Source organism: Prosthecobacter sp., assembly GCF_029946185.1.
GTDB lineage: Bacteria > Verrucomicrobiota > Verrucomicrobiia > Verrucomicrobiales > Verrucomicrobiaceae > Prosthecobacter.
The window spans coordinates 1-18,068 of sequence record NZ_JAQSEA010000163.1 but is presented as its reverse complement, the minus strand read 5'-3'; the positions used below and the strand labels follow the sequence as shown (position 1 = coordinate 18,068).

Annotated in this window: 20 protein-coding genes; 11 read left to right on the top strand and 9 right to left on the bottom strand. The window is 59.1% G+C overall.

What is annotated here, in order from left to right; translation table 11 throughout:
* Positions 1 to 246 precede the first annotated feature (246 nt).
* A complete protein-coding gene (locus PSV43_RS14290) occupies positions 247 to 948 on the top strand; it encodes a hypothetical protein (RefSeq protein ID WP_300198458.1) in 702 nt (233 codons plus the stop codon).
* Between the two features lie 6 nt (positions 949 to 954).
* On the opposite strand, the gene PSV43_RS14285 is transcribed toward PSV43_RS14290, so the two are convergent.
* On the bottom strand, positions 955 to 1,599 hold the full coding sequence (locus PSV43_RS14285) for an FHA domain-containing protein (protein WP_300198456.1): 645 nt from the start codon (positions 1,597 to 1,599) through the stop codon (positions 955 to 957).
* 134 nt (positions 1,600 to 1,733) lie between these two features.
* Between PSV43_RS14285 and PSV43_RS14280 the strand changes: the two genes are divergently transcribed.
* On the top strand, positions 1,734 to 2,198 hold the full coding sequence (locus PSV43_RS14280) for a hypothetical protein (protein WP_300198453.1): 465 nt from the start codon (positions 1,734 to 1,736) through the stop codon (positions 2,196 to 2,198).
* Here PSV43_RS14280 and PSV43_RS14275 read toward each other — a convergent pair whose 3' ends face one another.
* A complete protein-coding gene (locus tag PSV43_RS14275; RefSeq protein ID WP_300198450.1) occupies positions 2,199 to 3,206 on the bottom strand; it encodes a metallophosphoesterase in 1,008 nt (335 codons plus the stop codon).
* 42 nt (positions 3,207 to 3,248) lie between these two features.
* On the opposite strand from PSV43_RS14275, the gene PSV43_RS14270 reads away from it, so the two are divergent.
* A complete protein-coding gene (locus tag PSV43_RS14270; RefSeq protein ID WP_300198447.1) occupies positions 3,249 to 4,166 on the top strand; it encodes an FAD:protein FMN transferase in 918 nt (305 codons plus the stop codon).
* 59 nt (positions 4,167 to 4,225) lie between these two features.
* On the top strand, positions 4,226 to 6,241 hold the full coding sequence (locus PSV43_RS14265) for a helicase C-terminal domain-containing protein (RefSeq protein WP_300198444.1): 2,016 nt from the start codon (positions 4,226 to 4,228) through the stop codon (positions 6,239 to 6,241).
* A gap of 151 nt (positions 6,242 to 6,392) precedes the next feature.
* Here the strand turns inward: PSV43_RS14265 and PSV43_RS14260 are convergent, their stop codons facing one another.
* Positions 6,393 to 7,664 carry a Glu/Leu/Phe/Val dehydrogenase gene (locus tag PSV43_RS14260; RefSeq protein WP_300198441.1) on the bottom strand — a complete coding sequence of 424 codons (1,272 nt, stop codon included), beginning with the start codon at positions 7,662 to 7,664 and terminating at the stop codon, positions 6,393 to 6,395.
* A gap of 86 nt (positions 7,665 to 7,750) precedes the next feature.
* On the opposite strand from PSV43_RS14260, the gene deoC reads away from it, so the two are divergent.
* The 4 genes from deoC (at position 7,751) to PSV43_RS14240 (ending at position 12,685) form a co-directional block, all read left to right on the top strand.
* Complete coding sequence (gene deoC / locus PSV43_RS14255; protein WP_300198438.1) at positions 7,751 to 8,689, top strand: deoxyribose-phosphate aldolase; 939 nt, start codon at positions 7,751 to 7,753, stop codon at positions 8,687 to 8,689.
* A gap of 60 nt (positions 8,690 to 8,749) precedes the next feature.
* Positions 8,750 to 10,180 carry an aldehyde dehydrogenase family protein gene (locus PSV43_RS14250; protein ID WP_345784668.1) on the top strand — a complete coding sequence of 477 codons (1,431 nt, stop codon included), beginning with the start codon at positions 8,750 to 8,752 and terminating at the stop codon, positions 10,178 to 10,180.
* Between the two features lie 120 nt (positions 10,181 to 10,300).
* Positions 10,301 to 11,170, top strand: coding sequence for an aldehyde dehydrogenase family protein (locus PSV43_RS14245; RefSeq protein ID WP_300198433.1), 870 nt, complete (start codon positions 10,301 to 10,303; stop codon positions 11,168 to 11,170).
* 39 nt (positions 11,171 to 11,209) lie between these two features.
* Positions 11,210 to 12,685 carry a carboxypeptidase M32 gene (locus tag PSV43_RS14240; protein WP_300198430.1) on the top strand — a complete coding sequence of 492 codons (1,476 nt, stop codon included), beginning with the start codon at positions 11,210 to 11,212 and terminating at the stop codon, positions 12,683 to 12,685.
* Here PSV43_RS14240 and PSV43_RS14235 read toward each other — a convergent pair.
* From PSV43_RS14235 to lexA, 5 genes are all read right to left on the bottom strand, one after another.
* Positions 12,682 to 13,254: a sigma-70 family RNA polymerase sigma factor gene (locus PSV43_RS14235; protein ID WP_300198428.1), complete on the bottom strand. Its 573-nt coding sequence runs from the start codon at positions 13,252 to 13,254 to the stop codon at positions 12,682 to 12,684. The genes PSV43_RS14240 and PSV43_RS14235 overlap by 4 nt on opposite strands.
* Entirely contained in the window at positions 13,251 to 13,727 is a 477-nt protein-coding gene (locus tag PSV43_RS14230; RefSeq protein WP_300198425.1) for a hypothetical protein, read from the bottom strand. Before PSV43_RS14230 ends, PSV43_RS14235 begins: the two co-directional genes overlap by 4 nt.
* Positions 13,724 to 14,035 carry a hypothetical protein gene (locus PSV43_RS14225; RefSeq protein ID WP_300198422.1) on the bottom strand — a complete coding sequence of 104 codons (312 nt, stop codon included), beginning with the start codon at positions 14,033 to 14,035 and terminating at the stop codon, positions 13,724 to 13,726. The genes PSV43_RS14230 and PSV43_RS14225 overlap by 4 nt, the downstream gene beginning before the upstream one ends.
* 41 nt (positions 14,036 to 14,076) lie before the next feature.
* Entirely contained in the window at positions 14,077 to 14,316 is a 240-nt protein-coding gene (locus PSV43_RS14220) for a hypothetical protein (RefSeq protein ID WP_300198420.1), read from the bottom strand.
* A 106-nt stretch (positions 14,317 to 14,422) separates the two neighbouring features.
* Positions 14,423 to 15,061, bottom strand: coding sequence for a transcriptional repressor LexA (gene lexA / locus PSV43_RS14215; protein WP_300198417.1), 639 nt, complete (start codon positions 15,059 to 15,061; stop codon positions 14,423 to 14,425).
* Between the two features lie 90 nt (positions 15,062 to 15,151).
* On the opposite strand from lexA, the gene PSV43_RS14210 reads away from it, so the two are divergent.
* A complete protein-coding gene (locus PSV43_RS14210; RefSeq protein WP_300198414.1) occupies positions 15,152 to 15,823 on the top strand; it encodes a tetratricopeptide repeat protein in 672 nt (223 codons plus the stop codon).
* A gap of 3 nt (positions 15,824 to 15,826) precedes the next feature.
* A complete protein-coding gene (gene bioF, locus PSV43_RS14205) occupies positions 15,827 to 17,005 on the top strand; it encodes an 8-amino-7-oxononanoate synthase (protein WP_300198410.1) in 1,179 nt (392 codons plus the stop codon).
* On the opposite strand, the gene PSV43_RS14200 is transcribed toward bioF, so the two are convergent.
* The gene (locus PSV43_RS14200; RefSeq protein ID WP_300198407.1) at positions 16,996 to 17,640 is read right to left on the bottom strand and encodes a hypothetical protein; all 645 of its coding nucleotides are present in this window, start codon (positions 17,638 to 17,640) and stop codon (positions 16,996 to 16,998) included. The two genes, bioF and PSV43_RS14200, sit on opposite strands and share 10 nt — an antisense overlap.
* A 241-nt stretch (positions 17,641 to 17,881) precedes the next feature.
* Here PSV43_RS14200 and PSV43_RS14195 point away from each other — a divergent pair.
* A partial coding sequence (locus tag PSV43_RS14195; protein ID WP_300198404.1) for a hypothetical protein occupies positions 17,882 to 18,068 on the top strand: 187 nt, incomplete at its 3' end.

Here is an 18,068-nt window from a genome sequence, read left to right as displayed (position 1 = left end):
TAGAATAGGGGTGGAAAATCAGTGAATCAAACTTAATGAAATGAGTCGATAGGGAAGATGGGTGAGGAAGCTATTGTTACAAAAACCACTTCATTGCCCAGCATCATTTAAGATTTCTAAAATATAAAAGCCATGCGATTCATCAAATTTTTTGTCTTTCTGACGCTGGTTTTGAGCAGTTTGGAGGGTTGTGCTGATGTTCCAGCGCCCCGCAGTGGAACCGAAACGCGTTTGTCCCCGGCTCAAATGGACCGTGTCGGGAAGCGGATCTGGCAAAACGAATGCGGCGGTACCGTGGCGGGACTGACCAGCTGGAATGGGGGGGAGGATTTCGCTTCTCTGGGCATCGGACATTTCATCTGGTACCCACAGGGGCGCAGCGGACCGTTTGCAGAAAGCTTCCCGCCGCTGCTGGCTTTTCTGGCGGCGCAAGGCATTGCCTCGCCACGTTGGGCACGGGGAGCCTGCCCATGGCCGAGCAAAGCGGCCTTTGAGGCAGACAAAAACGGCGAGCGGCAGAAGGAGCTGCGGGCGCTACTCAGCCGCACGGTCAGACAGCAGACGGAATTCATCATGGCCCGCATGGAGGCTGCGCTGCCGAAGATGCTGGCGGAAGTGCCAGCCAAGGAGCGGGCCGGGATCAAACGGGTCTTTGAATCCCTGAAGACAACTCCGGAAGGCACGTTTTGCCTGATCGACTATGTGAATTTCAAAGGCGAAGGCACCAGCGCCAAAGAACGGTACAATCGCCAGGGCTGGGGGCTGCTCCAGGTACTGCAGGCCATCAGGGAATCGCCGAACAGCTCCACTTCATGGAATGTGCAGTTCGCCGCAGCCGCCAAACGCGTGCTCAGCCGCCGGGTGGCGAACGCTCCGGCGGAGCGTGGCGAACAACGCTGGCTGGCTGGCTGGCACAGCCGGTGTGACAGCTACAAGCGGTCCCTGTGAAGCCGCCTATTCCTCTTTGCGCTCGATTTTGATTTTGGGCATGGAGCCGGTTACCTTATCGCTCAGGTCTTTGAACAGGTTGCCGTCCATTTCCTTCGAATGGCGCAAGGCCAAGCCCACGAAAAAGGCGATGACAAACAAGCCCGTGACAATGATCCCGGTCATGCAGCCGCCTTCGGAGCTGTTCGGATAGCTGCCAGGAGCTGGCTTGCCATAAGCACGGCGCACCGGGCTGAGGGCACGCCCAGGAGGCCCCGGCTTGGCCGCCGGGGGAGACGGCTCCGTCCTGACGGGAGCCGAGGTTGGCAGCGAATTGGAGAAGCGTGGCGTGATCAGCGGCTTCTCCTCCAGCACGGAGGGGGCATCGCCCGCATAGAAGACGGACTGCACATCGCCAAAGCCCACGCGGTCACCATCCTTGAGCAGCGCCTCCTCGATCTCCGCGCCGTTGACGCGGGTGCCATTGCTGGAACCAAGATCCTGCACAAAAACGCCCTCGTTTGAGGCCTTGATGATTGCATGCCGTCCTGAGGAGGAGGGGCAGGTAAGCACGACATCATTATCAGGATGTCTGCCTATGGTGGCAACATCACTTTCCAACTTGTGAACGAGCGTAGTGCCGTCCTCCATGTAAAAGACTACCGAGGCCATGTATGAGGGGAATTAAGGGGGTGAATATTCGTAAAACCAGAAAAGGCACGAACGGGGGAACAGAAACTTGGGATTTTCCTGATGCAACGGCTATATTCGCGTGTGAGAGTAAAATTTCTCCCGCCTTTCGTGTCATGCGCACCCCAGCAGCCCCATCCCCCCTCGTTTTCCTTGCCCTTTGCACCTTGATGGTGCTGACCCCTGCAGCGTGGCTGCATGCGGATGACAATGAAGACGCCGAAAAAGCCGCCGGTGCTCTGGCCTATGATCAGGAGGCGGAAGGCTACAACATCCGCGCCGAAGTCAGGACTTACATGCTGGAACCGAAGCTGGGCAAAGCCACCCGCATGCAGCTTTTCAAGGGCAACGAGTACTGTTTTTGCATCGCGACACCGAAAAAGTCCGGGGTACACATCACCGGTGCGGTGCTTGATCTCGAAGGCAAACCCTCCGGCGATATCCTGCCGGTGCTCGACGGCTGGGGTTTTGTGCTGTTCTACAAGCCCAAGAAAACGGGCATGTACATGATCGCCATTCACCAGACGGATCAGGGCAAGCGCAAGGAAGTGCCCTGCGCGATGGTCACTGGGTATAAATGATCAGCCGATTTTGAAGCTGCCGTCCGGCAGCTTCGTCACGGTGTGCAAGACCCCGCCCTCCGCCGAATGATGGGTGAAGGTCAGCGCCTCCGGCATGATCTGCAGATGCGTGAAGCCATGCACGTCCTTGCCAAACGGAACCTTGTGCTTGCCTTCGAGTTTGCGCGTCCTGGCTCCGCCGCCACCTGACAGAAGGTGGGTGGTGAAGCGGCCCTTCATCTCCAGGTGCTGCATGTCATGGTCATGCCCGCACAGATACGCGTGTACCTGGTGCTTCTGAAACAGCGGCTCCCACTGCGCGATCAGTGCCTTCGAGTCGCCATGATCACCGTTTGAGTAAAGCGGGTGGTGGCCTGCCACGACGGTAAACGGCGCACGTGGCTTCGCCAGTTCAGCCGTGAGCCAGGCGAACTGCTCCTTCTCCTCCGCTGCTGTCATTGAATTGCGGGGCTTCTTTGTCTTCTTGTCCACGCCGCCAGAAATGGCAGGCAAATTGGTATCCAGGCAGATGAACGTCACCAGGGGCTTGCCCGCAGGACCCACATCAAAACGGTGCCACTTTGACGGCATCTTCCAGCGCACCGCTGGCTGCGCCGCATAGGCCATCTGCACCTTTTCACCGCCTGGATTGTCATGGTAGTCGTGATTTCCCAGGATTCCCCACATCGGCCCAGGAAAGACGTTTGCCGGATACATGGTCTCAATGTCCTTATGCCAGCGCGGAGAGTCCACGCTGAACCCCTCTTTCACGCGACCATAAAAGTTATCTCCAAGCATCAGCAGCCCGGTCGGCTTCACGCCCCTGTCGGTCACGAACTTCTGCATCGCCCCCGCCACCTTGATCTGCTCTGCCGCGCCCGTGCCAAAATCACCCAGCATGAGTACATGCAGCGCTTCCTTGGCCACCTCAGCGGCTGCGCGATCCGGCCGAATGTTCAACGCCAGTGCGGCGGAAGAACAGAACAACGTTTGAAGGGCGCGGCGGCGGGAGAGGGGGGCTGGATTCATCGTGCTGGCTGAAACGGCAGGCCTCGCCATTTTCTCTCACCCATGCGTTTTGCTTTTTTGCTTCTGCTCCTCAGCGGCTGCTCTCGTGATGACCAGCCCGTCATTCTCGGTGGCCATACCATGGGCACCACCTGGAGTCTGCGAGTGGATGGTGAGGCTAACGCCATCTCTCAAAAAGAGATTCAGCAGCCACTTGATGCGTGGGAGACCCTCATCAGCCACTGGCGGCCGGACTCAGCCATTTCACGTTTCAATGCCTCCACCAGCACGGACTGGATTGCGGTCCCGGCAGAGCTCGTCGAAGTTGTCGAACTCGCGCAGCAGATCGGCGGCGACACCGACCATGCGCTCGACATCACCCTAGGTCCGCTCATTGAGCTGTGGGGCTTCGGCGCTTCTGGCAGGCGTGATTCGCCACCCACGGATGCCGAAATCGTCAGTGCCAAAGCCGAATGCGGCTGGCAGCACCTGCACACACGCAGCGATCCCCCTGCCCTGCGCAAAGACATTTCCGGGCTGCACATCAACGTCAGTGCCGTCGCGGAAGGCTGGGCTTTGGATCACCTCGCGCAGCGTCTGAAAGCAGCCGGTGCCACCCGCTTTCTCCTCGAAATCGGCGGTGAAGTGCACGCCCATGGCGAGTGGCGCGTGGGCATCCAGACACCCGCCGCCCCACCCGGAGAAGCCGCACAGACGCTGCTTCTCAAAAATCAATCCATCGCCACCAGCGGCACCTACCGCCAGCACTTCGCTGCGGCCGGAAGAGACTATGCTCACCTCCTTGATCCGCGAACGGGTCGTCCTGTGGAGCACCGTCTCGCCTCCGTCAGCGTCATTCACTCCAGCGCGGCCCAGGCCGACGGCTTCGCCACCGCCTTGCTGGTGATGGGGCCGGATGCAGGCAGGCAACTGGCGGAGAGACTCGGCCTGCAGGTGGTGTGGTTTGAACGCGAAAAATGACTCCTTGCTCAAAAACCACATTGCCCTGAGGGCTGCGCTCTCTGCTATCACCAACCCGCATGTTTCACGTTGCCGAAGATCACGAAGAAGGAATGACAGGCCGCATCTCGCGTCCGCCACTGGCGCCGCGCATGCATTACGCCTTCTCGAACGAGGGCAAGATGTCCGAGTCCCCGCAGTTCGAATACCGCCCGCAGCAGCAGCGCATGGCGGAGCTGGTCGGTGCGGCACTGGATGGCAATCACGCCTTTGTCTGCGAAGCCGCGACGGGCGTCGGCAAGTCGCTGGCCTACCTCGTTCCCGCCGTCACCTTTGCTCTGGAGCAGAAGCGCAAGGCGATCATCTGCACTCACACGATCAACCTGCAGGAACAGCTCATCACGAAGGACATTCCCATCGTCAAACAGCTCGTGGGCGACTTTCACGCGGAGATTCTCAAAGGCCGTGGCAACTACATCTGCCCCACGCGCCTCAAACGTGCGCTCAATGAGGCCGGTGATCTCTTCTCGACCTCTGAAGCTGGCGAATTAAAAATGCTGCTCGACTGGGTGGCCGAAACCGAGGACGGCACCCTGAGCGATCTCGACTTCACCCCCAGCGCCCGCGTGTGGTCGCTGGTGTGCAGCGAGCCGCATGCCTGCACCCCACGCCGCTGCCCACCCGGCAGCCGCTGCTGGTATCAGGACGTGCGCCGTCGCATGGAGCAGGCGGACGTCGTGGTGCTGAATCATACGCTCTTTTTCACGCTGCTGGCCTCTGCCGACGAAACGAGCACCGAGGATTGCAATTTCCTCTTCCCGCGTGACTTCGTCATCCTCGACGAGGCCCACACCATCGAGAACGTGGCCGCGCGTGCCTTCGGCCTGCACATCAGCGAATCGAACATCAAATTCGAGCTCGGCCGCCTGCACAATCCGAAGAGCCGCAAGGGTTTCTTCCAGCTCGTGGGCGACAAAGACGGCGTGCGCGAAGTTTTGCAAACGCTGGACAGCGTGGACACTTTTTTCCGCGCTGCCGAGGCCGCGTGTAAATTCAACGCCATGGGGCGCGAATTCCGCGTGCGTGAAGCTGGGTTCATTGAAGACACGCTCAGCCTGCCGCTGCAACGTCTCGCGCTGCGTGCCCAAAAAGCAGGCGACGCGGTGGACAGGGAGGGCACCAAGCTGGAACTCCTCGATCTCGCCAAACGTCTCACCGCCGTTCGTGTCGGCATCAAAGCCTTCCTGGATCAAGAAAACGAAGATCACGTTCACTGGGTGGAGCGAACCAACACCGACAACCGCATCGTCTCCTTTCACACGGCGCCCGTCGATGTCTCGCAACGTTTGCGGCAGATCTTTTTTGCCAGCCATAAGGCCTGCGTTTTCACCAGCGCCACGCTCGGCATCGGCGATGACACGGAGCTGAACTACTTTCGCAATCGTGTCGGCGCGGAAGATGCGCGCGCGGCATGCATCGAAAGCCCCTTTGATTTCAAGAAGCAGATGAAGCTTTATCTGCTGAAGAAGATGCCGCAGCCCTCGGAGCCCGGCTACCTCGACAGGCTGGAGCATTGGATCACTCATTTCATCGACCTCAGCAGCGGCCGCGCCTTCATCCTTTTCACCAGCTACAGCCAGATGTCCTCGCTGGCGGACAATCTCGAAGCCCATTGCGAGAAGCGCGGATGGCGCTTGCTCGTGCAAGGCCGAGGCATGCCACGCCATCAAATGCTCGCTGAATTCAAGAACGACACGCACAGCGTCCTCTGCGGCACGGACAGCTTCTGGACGGGCGTCGATGTGCCCGGCGAAGCCTTGAGCAATGTCATCATCACACGCTTGCCGTTTGCGGTGCCTGACCATCCGCTGACGGCATCACGCATCGAGCACCTCGAAGCACAGGGCCTCAATCCCTTCACTGAATACAGTGTGCCCGAGGCCATCCTCAAACTCCGCCAAGGTGTCGGCCGCCTCATCCGCACGGCCACGGACAAAGGCATCTGCGCGATCCTGGACAACCGCATCCTTACCAAGCCGTATGGGCGGGCGTTTCTTGCGTCTTTGCCGGAGTGCCCGACTGAGATTATGCAGTAGTCGTTTCGTAGGTTGGATATGTTTGGTGCGCAGTGATTGTTCAACACCGAGGGATCACTTCGCCAAACCGCCCGACTTGGGGTGTCGGACGATGGCGCGTCTGTCAAGCGCTCGCAAACGGGCGGGCTGTAGCCACACCCATTCTACACTATCACGGGAACAGCCCGCGCATCTGCTTCGCCTCATGCACCCGCTGGATGCCCAGGCTCAGCGCAGCAAACCGCATGCTGACATTGCGTTTGCGGCTGAAGTTAAGAGCCTGCACGAAGGCCTGTTCGAGGATGCGGTAGAGCTTGCTCATCACTTCTCCCTCATCCCAGAAAAAGCTCTGCAAATCTTGCACCCATTCGAAGTAGGAGACGATCACACCACCGGCGTTGCAAAGGATGTCGGGGATCACGAAGATTTCGGGACGCTGGGAGATAATGGCATCCGCCTCGGGCGTGGTCGGGCCGTTCGCCCCTTCGGCGAGGATGCGGCACTGAATTTTCGCGGCATTGTCACCGGTGATCTGGCGCTCCATCGCGGCGGGAACCAGCACGTCGCAAGGCGTGAGCAGCAGTTCCTCGTTCGTGATCGGCTCAGCGCCATCAAATCCCACGATGCTCCGCGTTTTGGCCACATGCTCGTCCAGCTTGGCCAGATCAATGCCATTCGCGTTGTACAAACCACCGAACGCATCGCTCACAGCGATCACCTTGAGACCCATGCGGGAGAGCGAGGCCGCCGCAACAGAACCCACATTCCCGTAACCCTGCACCACCGCTGTCGCTCCCTGGGCTGTGATGCCCACGGTGTCCATGGCACGCGAAATCAAATAGGCCACGCCTCGACCGGTCGATTCACGCCGGCCGAGCGAACCGCCCAGCGCCACCGGCTTGCCCGTCACCACCGCTGGAACACAATGTCCGATTTGCAGCGAGTAGGTGTCCATCATCCAGGCCATCGTCTGCTCATTGGTGCCCATGTCCGGCGCGGGAATGTCGATCTGTGGGCCGATAAAAGGGATCAGCTCCTGCGTGTAGCGTCGTGTCACACGCTCCAGTTCACCCAGAGAAAGCGACCGCGGATCGCAGGTCACGCCACCTTTGGCACCGCCATACGGCAGGCCGGTGAGCGCACATTTCCAGCTCATCCACATGGCGAGCGCACCCACTTCTCCGAGAGTCACATCAGGATGAAACCGCGTTCCGCCCTTCGTCGGCCCAAGCGTGAGATGATGCTGCACGCGGTAGCCCATGAACAAAGAGGTGCTGCCATCATCCCGCCGAACGGGCATGGCCACGGTCACAGCGCGTTTGGGCATCTTCAGGCGGTCACGGGCATTTTCAGGAATGTCCAAAAAGTCGGCCACCAAATCGAACTGCTGGCAGGCCATGCGGAAGATCGGCGTATCATACACTTGGGGAATCATGGAACTCATGGTGCAGAAGCATACGCGGGCCGAAGAATCTGCGAGTACTGATTCTGTCATTGTCAGCGATGCTGTCTCTCATGTAGAGAATCTCCATGCCCACCGCCAAAGCGCCCACCAGTCTCCGCCGCCTCTTTGATGAGATCGGCACCGTCGATCAAGTCGGCATTGAGGAACGTGTGGCCAAGTACACGACACGCAGTCTCAAAAAGAAATCGAAGGTCTTCGGCCTGCGCCTCGCCGTGTCGATGGTCGATCTGACCACGCTCGAAGGCAAAGACACGCCCGGTAAAGTCGCATCGCTGTGCCAGAAGGCGCTACGCCCACATGACATAGGCGATATCCCTTCCACCGCCGCCGTCTGCGTTTATCCTTCCATGGTAAGACACGCCCGGAAGCACGTCGGCGGCACCCAGGTCAAAATCGCCTCAGTCGCCACAGCCTTTCCGAGTGGCCAGTCTCCCCTCAAAACCCGCCTCGCCGAAGTCCACGCTGCTGTGAACGACGGTGCCGATGAGATCGACATGGTGATCAATCGCGGCGCTTTTCTCAGTGGTGAATACGGTCGCATGCAGGACGAAATCGCTTCCGTGGTCGAAGCCTGCGGCACAGCCACGCTCAAGGTCATTCTCGAAGTCAGCGAACTCGAAACCTACGACAACATCCGCGCCGCCAGTTTCCTCGCCATGCGCGTGATCCGCCCCGGGGACTTCATCAAAACCAGCACCGGCAAGACCTCATCGAACGCCACCCTCGGCAACAATCAAGTCATGCTGGAAGCCATCCGCGACCACTTCCTCGCCACCGGCATCCCCATCGCCATGAAACCCGCCGGCGGCATCCGCACCGCCAAGCAGGCCCTGCATTTCCTCATCGCCGTCAAAGAAACCCTCGGCGACGAATGGCTCAACAACCGCCGCTACCGCTTCGGTGCTTCCGCGCTGCTGAACGACCTCGTGCGTCAGCTAGAAAAAGAGCGCACCGGCGCTTACCAAGCGCCATGGAATTTCAGCGAAGCCACTGAAGGATATTAATCTGATATGCCCAAGACACTTCCCAAACCCAATCCCGCCCGCGAACTCGTCTTTGGCGAACTGTGGGAGTTTGATCCGGCACCGGAGACGGCGGACCCGAAGCTGAAGAAGCGCTACGATTTATTCATCAACGGTTCCTTCGTGGCACCGAAGAAGGGGAAATATTTCCCGACGATCAATCCAGCGCATGAAACGAAGATCGCCGACATCGCACTGGCGGATGCCGCGGATGTGAACTCGGCGTGTATAGCGGCACAGAAGGCATTTGTGAGTGTCTGGGGCAAGATGCCGGGGAAGGAACGCGGCAAGTATCTTTATCGCATCGCACGACTCCTTCAGGATCGCGCACGCGAATTTGCCATCGCGGAGACGCTGGATGGCGGCAAGCCGATCAAGGAATCGCGCGACTTCGATGTACCGATGGCGGCAGCACATTTCTTTTATCACGCAGGCTGGGCGGACAAACTGGAGCATCTCGCGCCCGGCAGGCAAGTCGCGCCGCATGGCGTGGTGGGGCAGGTCATTCCGTGGAATTTCCCCCTGCTCATGCTCGCGTGGAAAATCGCCCCGGCACTCGCAGCAGGAAATTGCGTGGTGTTGAAACCAGCCGAGACCACCAGCATCACCGCGCTGAAGTTTGGTGAGATCTGCCAGGAGGCCGGCCTGCCCAATGGCGTCGTGAACATCGTCAGCGGCGCAGCTGAAACAGGCGCGGCAGTGATGCAGCATCCGCTGACGACGAAGGTCGCCTTCACCGGCAGCACCGAAGTCGGCAAGAGCATCATGCGCAGCCTCGCAGGCACGGACAAAAAGATGAGCATGGAGCTTGGTGGCAAGGCCGCCAACATCGTCTTCGATGACGCGCCTCTGGATCAAGCCGTGGAGGGCATCGTGAACGGCATCTTTTTCAATCAAGGCCACGTCTGCTGCGCTGGCTCACGCCTGCTCGTGCAGGAAAGCATCGCCGACACCGTGCTGGCCAAACTGAAGCGCCGCATCGCCGTGCTACGCGTGGGCGATCCCATGGACAAGAACACCGACCTCGGCGCGATCAACAGCCGCGAGCAGCTCACGAAGATCACCGACCTCGTCCAAAGCGGTGTCGAAGACGGCGCGGAGAAGTACGACACAGGCTGCAAGCTCCCCGCCAAAGGCTTCTTCTTCCGCCCGACGATTTTCACCAACGTCAGCATGAGCCATCGCATCGCCCGCGAAGAGATCTTCGGCCCCGTGCTGAGCATCCTCACCTTCCGCACGCCTGAAGAAGCCGTCGAAAAAGCCAACAACACCCCCTACGGTCTCAGTGCCGGGGTGTGGACTGACAAAGGCAGTCGCATCCTCAAGATGAGCACCCAACTCAAAGCCGGTGTCGTCTGGGCCAACACCTACAACAAGTTCGATCCGACGAGCCCCTTCGGCGGATTTAAGGAAAGCGGCTTTGGTCGTGAAGGTGGGAAGCAGGGGCTGCTGGATTATCTACGCGTTGTTTGATTCGATGCCTTTTGACAGGATTTACAAGATTGCAGAATTTCAGGATTGCTCCGGACAGCAACACTTCACCTCAATCCTTTCAAATCACCCACAGCCAATCCTGTCCCAATTCTCCTGCGTATGCCTCCTCGCCTCCACATCACCAAAACCCCCAAATGCTATGTCGGCGGTGCCTTCATCCGCAGCGAAAGCGGGCGCGTGACGGCACTGCACGACGCCTCTGGCGCGTTCTTTGCGAACATCCCGCAATGCACACGCAAAGATCTGCGCAACGCCGTGGAGGCAGCGGCGAAGGCGGGGCCGGGCTGGGCGAAGCGCTCGGCCTTCAATCGTGGGCAAATTTTATACCGGCTCGCGGAGATGATGGAGGCGCGTGCAGTCGAACTGACCGAAGCGGTGGCTTTGAGTGGCGCTTCAAAAGCAGAGGCAGCGCGCGCTGTCGCAGCCAGCATTGAGCGTGTGGTGCATTACGCCGGGTGGACGGACAAGTACGAGCAGATCCTCGGTAGCGTGAACCCTGTGGCGTCCGCTCATTTCAATTTCACCGTGACCGAACCGATGGGCATCATCGGCGTCATCGCTCCGGATGACTCACCATTGCTCGCGCTGATTTCATTGATCCTGCCCGCCATCACCAGTGGCAACTGCGTCGTCGCACTGGCAAGCAACACCCAGCCGTACCCCAGCATCCTGCTGGGTGAAATGCTGGCCACGTGTGATCTCCCCGGCGGCGTGGTCAATCTACTCACCGGCCTGCGCAGTGAGATGGTGCCGACGTTTGCAACACATGAGCATCTCCGCGCACTGAGCGGGGCGGTGAAGGAGGCAGACCGCAAAACGCTGAAACTTGGTGCGGCAGAAAGTGTGAAACGTGTGCACCTGCTGAAGGCTGAGGAACCCATCGACTGGTTCGCCGACAAGATGCAGGGCGTGGAGGAGATTCGTGCGCTGATCGAGTTCAAGACCACGTGGCATCCGGTGGGTGCTTGAAGTTGCTCTCCTGTTCTTGCGCGTCAAAATAGAGGTTCCATGACCGCCTACCAATCTCTCTGCGAAGTTGTTTCTGAAATCGCCCTCCTCTCCTCCACCGAAGCGGTGCTGGGCTGGGACCAGGAGACGTACATGCCGGCGCATGCGCTGGATCACCGGGCGCGGCAGCTTTCCTACATCATGGGAAAAGCTCATGGGCTGCTCACTTCGAAGAAAACTCTGAAGCTGCTGGAGCGCGCTGAAGCAGAAATGCCGGAAGACGCGACGCAGGCGGCGAACGTGCACGGTCTGAGGCGTGACATCAACCGGGCGACGAAGCTGCCGCAAAAGCTGGTGGAGGAGGAAACCAATGTGTGCGCGCATGCGAAGGCGGCCTGGGTGGAGGCTCGGGAGAAATCAGATTTCGTCATGTTTGCCCCGCATTTGGAAAAGGTGCTGACCATTGCACGCAAGAAGGCGGATTTGTTTGGTTACGACGACGAGCCGTATGATGCGCTGCTGGACCTCTACGAGCGCGGTGCCAAGACGCGTGAAGTTGCGGCGCTGTTTGAGAAGCTGCGTCCGCAACTGGCGGAGATCGCCCTCGAAGCGGTGGCCAAATCAGACAAGGTCAAACCGGGTGCGCTCAAGGGCCGTTATCCCATCGAGAAGCAGCAGATTTTGAATCGCGAAATCGCCGAGAACCTGGGGTTTGATTTTGAAGCGGGCCGCATTGACACCACGGCGCATCCGTTCTGCACCACTCTGGGACCAGGCGATGTGCGCCTCACGACTCGCTACGATGAGAAAGATTTCCTGTCGTCGCTCTTCGGGGTGATGCACGAGGCGGGCCACGGCTTGTATGAGCAGGGGCTGCCAGGGCTAGACTACGGACTGCCGAGTGGCAGCGCTGCTTCATTAGGCATCCATGAGTCACAGAGCCGCTTGTGGGAAAATCACGTGGGCCGCAGCCGCACGTTCTGGGAAAAGTGGCTGCCCCGCGCGCAGGAGCTCTTCCCGCACCTGCGCAAGGTGAAGCTGGACGCGTTCATGAAAGAGATGCTGCGCAGCGAATTCAGCTTCATCCGCGTGGAGGCTGATGAGGCCACCTACGATCTGCACATTCTCCTGCGCTTTGGAATTGAGCGCCGTCTTGTGAAGGGTGAACTGGGCGTCCACGACGTGCCACGGGTGTGGAACGAGGAGTATCGCGAGCTGTTTGGCATGACTCCGCCGGATGATCGCCATGGCTGCCTGCAGGACATCCACTGGAGCATGGGTGGACTGGGTTATTTCGCGACCTACACGCTGGGAAACCTGAATGCCGCGCAGCTTTTCGCGACGGCGAAAAAGCAGCGGAAGATCGCGACGGCGCTGGAGAAATGCGACTACGCACCGCTGCTGCTGTGGCTGCGTGAAAACGTTCACAGCAAGGGAGCCGCGCTGCTGCCCCAAGAGATCATTACGCAGGCGACGGGCAAACCGACGGATGCGAAATGGCACATCAAGCACCTGCGCGAGCGCTACGTGGGCTAGGAGCCGAGGTGCTCGGCAAGCAGTTCACGGAGCTGCTTACGGGCACGGTAAAGCCGGAGTTCGACTGCTTTTTCGCTGGTATCCTGCACCTGGGCAATCTCGCGGTGGCTCATTCCATGCCAAGTGGCGAGAAGGAGCACCTCACGCAGCTCCTGCGCGAGTTTTGCGACGGCAGTTTGCACGGCAATCAGGTGCTCGTTGGCGATGGCCTGCTCATCCGGAGAGGCGTGGGCCGCCGCGAGGGGCATGTTTGAAAGGTTCTCATGCTCCATGAGGGTTTCCGGATGCCGACCGCGCCAGCGAGCATGATTACGGGCGAGATTCGTGGCGATGGCGAATAGCCAGGTGGAAAATTTATGTGACCTGCTAAACCTGTACCGGTGCTGGTAAACGCGCACGAAGGTTTCCTGAGCGAGATCAGCCGCCGTCGCAGCATTGCTCGTGAGTCGTGTGAGATAGACGATCAATGGCTTGCTCCAGACGTCCATGAGACGGTTCAATGCCAGCTCTTCGCCTTCCGCGAGACTACGCATCCATTCGATGTCGAGGTCGTCCCGGGCGAGTGTCATCGGCGAAGACTGGAGGAGAGACGCCGATCATGCTCGCGGCGCTGCTGGTCGAGAATGGGCAGGAAATCGTTCAGAAAGCGTTTCCCCTCCTCTTGGGGCATCAGCCTGGCCACATGCCGAAGATGCTCAGCGGCTGCCTTTTCGCAGTCGTCGCAGATGGCCTGATCCCGGCTGAGCAGGGCATTGTGTTCTCCCCCAGGACGGCCACGTTGACGGGTACGCCGGAGGAGAGGACGATCAGCTTCATTGATCTGGCTGCACATCTTGTCGCAGTGCTTGAAGTAGTCGCTGTGCAGGGCGCTGACGCTCTCGAAGGTTGGGTCATCGAGGTTGTACTCTTCCTTCAGCCAGCTCAAGCCCAGCTCGCGGGGAGAGACCCGCGGGCGGAGGCTTTCGCGGGTGATCCACAAGGCAACAGCCGCCAGCAAAGCAGTGAGGAGCGTGAAGCCTATGATTCTACGGACTGGCGTCATGGCCTCCCCAGGCTGAAGTGATTTGAATCGAACGGACTGATGGAGGTAAGATAGGCGTCATGAGGATTCAAGGCCTGGGGCGGGTGCGTTATGCCCCAAACAACGGCAAGAAACACGGCTGCCGTCATGACGGCAATCTCCCGCTTGGGCTGTAGCAGCCACCAGGAAAAGCGCTCGATCAATCCAGGATTGATCGTCTCGACCGCAATGCGCCGCCAGACTTCACGACGGAAGTCTGGCGGTGTTTCCACCTGAGGCTGCCATTCAGCAAGGAGATCGTCTAGTGGATCCGGATTGTCGTTGTGCATGGCGGCGCAGGTGTGGTTCTGGGGGGGGCAATCTGATGGTGTTACCTCTGGCCATAAACATCCACCCAAGCGAGGCCGGACTTCACGCCCTGGGGTTGAAAATAGCGGCGGCCGAGATACACCCCTTCAACTGGTCGCATGGATCCACCCTGGGGATGGCTGGCACGTGTGAGCACCGGCTTGCCGTTGTAAGTCTGCGTAAGGCTCGGCACGGGGCGTCCTGAACAGGACATTGAGGAAAGTGTGGCGGCAGCGAGAAGAATCAGAATGACGGGTTTCATGGTTGGTCGGGGTTAGGGTTGGTGAGCGGCTTTGAAATCGCTGCTCAACTGGTTTCACCCCGCCTCATGTCGAATCCCTCAAAAAAAGACCCTCTTTTTTTCAACGTCAGTTTTCCCGGCGCACATGCCGGATGAGCCCAATCATGACGCCTTGGATCAGTAGCTCGCGCGCTGGCAGAAGATCGGGAAATTCGGAATTTTCTGCCTGCAGGAATGGCTGAGAATCTTTGACGACATAGCGCTTCAAGGTGCTCTCGCCGTCGATGAGCGCGGCGACGATGTCCCGTGGGCGCGGCTCGCGGATTTCGAGAATGACGAGGTCGCCGTCACCGATGAGGGCTCCGATCATGGATTCGCCACGCACTTTGAGGGCAAAGCTCTTTGCGGAGCGTGGGATGCCGAGGGTGTTCACGTCCACCGAGATGCATCTGTCAGCATGCTGCACCATGTCAGCGGCGGCCATGCCGGCGGGAATCTGGCCGAAGACCGGAATGTCGATGATTTCAGCACGGTCAAGGTCTTCAGGGAAGACGACGGCGCGGGCTTTGTGCGCATGGCGCTGAATGACGCCTTTTTTTTCCAGCGCACGCAGATGGCTCATGGCGGCGGTCTGGCTGGAGAAGCCGAAGTGACGCTGGATGTCACGCGTGGAAGGCATGACGCCGTTGGTGCGCTGGTAGCTGCGCAGGTACTCGAGGAGTTCCTGCTGGCGGGCTGTGAGGCGGGAGTCAGTGTCGGTGAACATGATTAAAAAGGGCTGTTCGTGCGAACATTCCCGCTCAGGCTCGGTACGCAAGATGTTTTCCTGCGGCCATTTCAGCGCATAGTCGCAGTCATGTTGAGTTCGAATCACCTGACAATCTCCGCGCTTCTGCTGCTGGCCACGATCTGCCATGCGCAGGAGGCAGCGCCGATCAACCCTGCCAAGATGGATAAAACTGGCATGCTGCCGCCCCATACCAAAGTCTTGGGTGAACGCGCTGCTGCGGCCTTCGGCAAGCAGGACTGGCCGAAGGCCCGCAAGGCCTACCAGGAGATGCTTGAACTCGACGATGGCAATGCGCTCATCTGGGCCAATCTGGGCGCGGTGGAGCAGCAGGCGGGAGAAAACAAGCAAGCCCTCGAGTGCTTTGAGAAATCAGTGCAGATCAATCCGAAGCTCGCGCAGACATGGACGGCCCTCGGACTGATGCTGCAAAAACAGGGCGATACCTACCGGGCGATTTCCTGCTTCACACGGGCCATTCACGAAGAACCGGAAGACGCACGCGCTCACAACTACCTGGCCATCGCCGCCAAAGGGCTGGGCTGGACGGATGCGGCTGAGGCGGAACTGCAGCGGGCCATCGAACTGAAGCCGGATTACGGCATCGCTCATTTCAACATGGCACTCATGCTCCTGGAGCGCCGTCCGCCTGCCCCCGAACTCGCACGCCGACACTACGAGAAGGCGCTGACACTCGGCGTGGCGAAGGATGATGTGGTGGAGCGCCGCCTGAAGGAGTGACCCATGCTGGAACACACTGAACCATGGGACATCACCGCGCAGCTGGATGATCTGCGTACGCAAGGGCTCTGGCGCGAGCTGCGGCCGCTCGATGCAGTGGACGGAGTCACTGTGCGTGCCGAAGGCCGTGAGTGGATCAATTTTTCCTCCAACGACTACCTCGGTCTGGCACATTCCCCCGAGATGACAAATGCGCTTGCCGAAGGCGTTGCCAAATACGGCGGCGGCTCCGGGGCGTCACGTTTAGTATGCGGCACGCACCGCGCACATGCCGCACTGGAGGAAGCCTTGGCAGATTTCAAGGGGACAGCGGCCGCGCTGACATTCAGCAGCGGATTTGCCGTGGCACTGGGCACGATTCCGGCACTGGTAGGAGCAGGCGACACGATCATCCTCGACAAGCTCTGCCATGCCAGCCTCGTGGATGCAGCGCGCTTGAGCGGAGCGACGATCCGCGTATTTCCCCATAATCACCTCGAAAAACTCGAGCGTCTGCTGCAAACAGCCCACGGGCGCGTGCTGGTAGTCACCGAGTCAATTTTCAGCATGGATGGCGATGCCGCGCCACTGCGGGAGATTGTAGAACTCAAGACCAAATACGGTGCCTGGCTGCTGGTGGACGAAGCGCATGCCGTGGGGATTCTTGGCCCGCAGGGGCGTGGACTCGCTGCTGCACTCGGCGTGGATCAGCAGGTGGATTTGCATCTGGGCACCTTCAGCAAGGCCCTCGGCCTCAGTGGGGGGTATCTTGCGGCATCACGGCAGGTCATTGATCTGCTGATCAACCGCTCACGCAGTTTCATTTACTCCACGGCTCCCCCCCCCCATCTGGCCCATGCACTGAGCCTCACTTTGGAATTGATTCGCGACGAGCGAGGCGATGCCCTTAGGCAGCGCGTGCTCAGCCATACCCTGCAAACCCAAAGTCTGCTGGCCGAAACAGGTTTGGCATCCCCGCATTGCATGGCAGCCATTCTGCCGGTGATCCTGGGGGATGCCTCGCATGCCATGGAGATTAGCACCCGCCTGCGTGACACCGGATTCCTCATTCCCTGCATACGCTATCCCACCGTCGCACGCGGCAGCGCCAGACTGCGCATCACCGTCAGCGCATTGCACACTGCCGCGCAGATCCAAACTCTCGGCAACGCCCTGCGGGAAACGCTTGAGCCTCAAGGCTGAGGCGACTGGCCCAAAATCTCCAACGCCCGCTTTCTCGCGTCCTTGATCTCCTGCGGGCTCAAAGAAACGCCGTTCTTGCCTGAGGCCATCAGATTCGTGCGTTCCTGACGATGCTGCAGGAACAAAACGTGACCGAGCTCATGCGCTGTCACTCGGGCCACGATGTTCTCGGCTCCGCCTGTGACCTTGTGAAATTCGGGCGTTTCGCAGACAACCACCGGCTCCCCATAGAAAAAACCGTTGGGTCCCATATCCTTCACAAAACACACATCAATCGCTGTGGGACTGAATTGATTCGTCGGAATCGCCGCTTTGACCCAGTCGCGATCCTTGATGTACCACCTTTTAGGGGTGCTATCGAGAGCTTGCAGGCTGCTTATCGCCTCCACTTCGAACCGAATGCCCGCTTGGGACCAGATGACGTTCACTTCATCAAAAATAGCACGCGCTTCTTTTTCCGTAAGTGTGGTTTGCAGCCTTGGATTCGTAATGGACTGCATCAGATGAATACGAGCCCTCAAGATGAGGGGGGAAAACGGCTCGTGTGATTGCAAGGGCAGCGACCACATCAAGAATAAAACAGATATCTGCAAACGAATCATAAAATGGACGGGCACTTTCGTTAAAGCATTCAATCATCAAAGTTTGTGCACCTCCTCAGCACGAAAAGGATCCGCTGGGCAGGCCACGATATGAGATGATACGATGGACGCAAAAAAATGCTCCGAAAATAAAAAAAGGCCTTTCCAGTGGTTACGGCCCCTGCTAGTTTAGGAACTGAACGGCTCACGTACTTTGCACCAAAACACATGTTTTGGTGCAATCCATGCGAGTGTCCGACCTCAACCCAACCAACCTAATACCAACCATCAGACTATGAAATTGAACGCATTGCTGAAAACGCTGGGGTTCTTGGCACTGGCCGCCACTCCCGTTGTGGCCGGACCATCCGCTCCAAAAAACCCAAAAAACCCTTACATCGCTCCCGCTCCGGTGAACGATGATCTGGGCATCACCGCCTCCATCGGTTACGACTCCAACTACGTGTGGCGTGGCATCAACT

Bases quoted from the DNA above. Each gene is read 5' to 3' on its own strand.
- PSV43_RS14290 (WP_300198458.1), top strand. From the start codon at position 247: ATGGACCGTGTCGGGAAGCGGATCTGGCAAAACGAATGCGGCGGTACC.
- PSV43_RS14285 (WP_300198456.1), bottom strand. From the start codon at position 1,599: ATGGCCTCGGTAGTCTTTTACATGGAGGACGGCACTACGCTCGTTCAC.
- PSV43_RS14280 (WP_300198453.1), top strand. From the start codon at position 1,734: ATGCGCACCCCAGCAGCCCCATCCCCCCTCGTTTTCCTTGCCCTTTGC.
- PSV43_RS14275 (WP_300198450.1), bottom strand. From the start codon at position 3,206: ATGAATCCAGCCCCCCTCTCCCGCCGCCGCGCCCTTCAAACGTTGTTC.
- PSV43_RS14270 (WP_300198447.1), top strand. From the start codon at position 3,249: ATGCGTTTTGCTTTTTTGCTTCTGCTCCTCAGCGGCTGCTCTCGTGAT.
- PSV43_RS14265 (WP_300198444.1), top strand. From the start codon at position 4,226: ATGTTTCACGTTGCCGAAGATCACGAAGAAGGAATGACAGGCCGCATC.
- PSV43_RS14260 (WP_300198441.1), bottom strand. From the start codon at position 7,664: ATGAGTTCCATGATTCCCCAAGTGTATGATACGCCGATCTTCCGCATG.
- deoC (WP_300198438.1), top strand. From the start codon at position 7,751: ATGCCCACCGCCAAAGCGCCCACCAGTCTCCGCCGCCTCTTTGATGAG.
- PSV43_RS14245 (WP_300198433.1), top strand. From the start codon at position 10,301: ATGCCTCCTCGCCTCCACATCACCAAAACCCCCAAATGCTATGTCGGC.
- PSV43_RS14240 (WP_300198430.1), top strand. From the start codon at position 11,210: ATGACCGCCTACCAATCTCTCTGCGAAGTTGTTTCTGAAATCGCCCTC.
- PSV43_RS14235 (WP_300198428.1), bottom strand. From the start codon at position 13,254: ATGACACTCGCCCGGGACGACCTCGACATCGAATGGATGCGTAGTCTC.
- PSV43_RS14230 (WP_300198425.1), bottom strand. From the start codon at position 13,727: ATGACGCCAGTCCGTAGAATCATAGGCTTCACGCTCCTCACTGCTTTG.
- PSV43_RS14225 (WP_300198422.1), bottom strand. From the start codon at position 14,035: ATGCACAACGACAATCCGGATCCACTAGACGATCTCCTTGCTGAATGG.
- PSV43_RS14220 (WP_300198420.1), bottom strand. From the start codon at position 14,316: ATGAAACCCGTCATTCTGATTCTTCTCGCTGCCGCCACACTTTCCTCA.
- lexA (WP_300198417.1), bottom strand. From the start codon at position 15,061: ATGTTCACCGACACTGACTCCCGCCTCACAGCCCGCCAGCAGGAACTC.
- PSV43_RS14210 (WP_300198414.1), top strand. From the start codon at position 15,152: ATGTTGAGTTCGAATCACCTGACAATCTCCGCGCTTCTGCTGCTGGCC.
- bioF (WP_300198410.1), top strand. From the start codon at position 15,827: ATGCTGGAACACACTGAACCATGGGACATCACCGCGCAGCTGGATGAT.